Source organism: Paenibacillus darwinianus (assembly GCF_000598065.1).
Classification (GTDB): domain Bacteria; phylum Bacillota; class Bacilli; order Paenibacillales; family Paenibacillaceae; genus Paenibacillus_I; species Paenibacillus_I darwinianus.
The window spans coordinates 2,202-4,420 of the sequence record NZ_KK082220.1 but is presented as its reverse complement, the minus strand read 5'-3'; the positions used below and the strand labels follow the sequence as shown (position 1 = coordinate 4,420).

The window sequence follows — 2,219 nt, the reverse complement described above, 5'->3', positions numbered from 1 at the left end:
ACTTCGCGGGCGAGCCGGTGCCCGAGCAGAACGGCGTCGTGCCAGCGGAATAAGCTGTGCATGCTTCTTAAGCTATAAATCCCAAAAAAACTGTCGAAATGTACTGGCAAGTAAGGTATCATTAAGCAGTCCGGCCTTAAACCGCCCGCAGAGATAAAAAGGAAAAATCCCACTCGTTGTTGAAAAGCTTTTCATAGTCATAAGGGAGGCACTATTAATTCATGAAAACAGCCGCAAAGCTCGGCAGCATTCTTTCTTATCCGATGAGAACATTCGGCATGCTCCGCAATCTCAAATTCCGCTCCAAACTTCTGATTCTCAATGTCACCGCAATCGTTTCCATCTTCGCCATCGGGTTTGTCGGCTACTACTATACGGCCGGAATGGCCGCCAATTCCACCGGTTTGTACGAGGAAAGCCTGCTGCCGGTGAAATGGCTCAAACAAATCCAGACCAATATGCGGACAATCGATTCGGCGTCGCTCGAAACCGTCGTCAGCGGCAGCACAAATCGGGTGAAGCTTTTAAACATGGAGATCGAGAAGCAGACGAAGCAAACCGACGAGTTAATCGATCAGCTGAAGCAGATCAATACCGACGAGAATGAAAAGCTGCTGCTGGATTCGTTCCTCGAGCTTTATCCGCAGTACGTTAAATCGTTAAACCTCATGCTGGAGCTATCCGCCGCCGGCCAGAAGACCGAGGCGTACAGCGCGTATTCCAAGGAAGTTTTTCGCCTGAAAGACCGGGTGAACAACCTGATCAATGAATTGGCGATGTACCGGGAAGTGCGGGCCGAGCAGCTGAATGACGATAACGGAAAAGACTACGCAGCCGCCTTTCGCATTATAGTCATCGCAGCCGCCGCAGCCGTTGTGCTGATGGTTGCGATCGGCGTCGCGATCAATCGCGCCATTACTCATCCGATCCGCGCCCTCCAGCTGCAAATGCAGCAGGCTGCGGCGGGCGATTTGTCCGCGCGCGGCAATTATCCTTACCGGGACGAGGTAGGCAGCCTCTCGCAGTCGTTCAACGCGATGGTGGACGGGCTCCAAAGCCTGGTCCAGCAAATCAACGGCAATGCGCAAACGTTGTCCGTCCAGTCGGCCGCGCTGCTCGCCAGCGCTCAGGAAGGATCGAATGCCGCCAATCATATGGCGTCTTCCAGCCAGCTTCTGGCGGATGAATTCGAGAAGCAGGTCGACGCCGTGTCGCAAGCGAACGATTCGGTCCAGCTTATGAATACGAACATCGTTCACATCGAGAATGCGGCCGGCTCCGTCGCGCTGCTGTCCAAGGATGCCTCCGCCGCTTCCCGGGACGGACTGGATTCGGTTGAAGCCATTGCCGGGCAGATGAACGCGATATCGGCAGCTGTGCGCAACGCCACGGATAGGATCCTGGAGCTTAACCAGCGGGCAGGCGAGATCGGCAATATCGTCGGCGTCATGAACGATATCGCCAAGCAGACGAACCTTCTTGCCCTGAATGCCTCGATCGAGGCGGCAAGAGCGGGTGAGGTCGGACGGGGATTCGCCGTCGTCGCCAATGAAGTCAAGAAGCTTGCCGATCAGTCCTCCCGGTCTTCGCGGAATATCGAGGAGCTGATCAGGCAAACGCAAAGCGGCATCGCCGGTGCCGCCGCCTCCATGGAGACGGGCACCAGGCAGGTTGAACAAGGGCTCGCGGCTACGGCTGCCGTTCAGGAGTCGTTTCATCGTATCGAAACCGCGGTGAATAACGTTTATGTCAAAGCGGACGATGTCAATGCGGCTGTGCTGCAGCTGGCCGAGAGCAACGATAAAATCGTGGAGGTTATGCGGATCGTCAGCACGATGTCCGAAACGGGCCTCAGCATCAGCCAGGAGGTGTCCGCCGCGAGCGAGCAGCAGTTCGCCGGCAACCACGAAATCTCGCATTCCGCCGAAGCGCTGTCCGACATGTCAGTGGAGCTGCAAGCCTCGCTGCGGCGGTTCAAAATATAAGAGAAAACAGGCTGCGTCCACGCGGTGGCCTGTAACCGTAATAAGCCGGCTGCATCCGCAGCCGACTCCAGGACATGAGCTTTTGCCGGGGCCTCGCCCCTATACGATATCCCAATCGGAGGTCCCCGGGAAGCACAAAACATAGGGGCCTCTTTTATCTTCGCGCAGCGCTTATTGCGGCAAAGAGCCCTGCGTCATCGGCCCGCCGCCGTAAATCGTTGCGGCTCCTTGGCC

General features: G+C 56.4%; 1 protein-coding gene. It reads left to right on the top strand.

The genetic code is table 11. The features are described from left to right. Positions 1–221 precede the first annotated feature (221 nt). Positions 222–1,985 carry a methyl-accepting chemotaxis protein gene (locus tag BG52_RS14510; protein WP_036586241.1) on the top strand — a complete coding sequence of 588 codons (1,764 nt, stop codon included), beginning with the start codon at positions 222–224 and terminating at the stop codon, positions 1,983–1,985. Positions 1,986–2,219 lie beyond the last annotated feature (234 nt).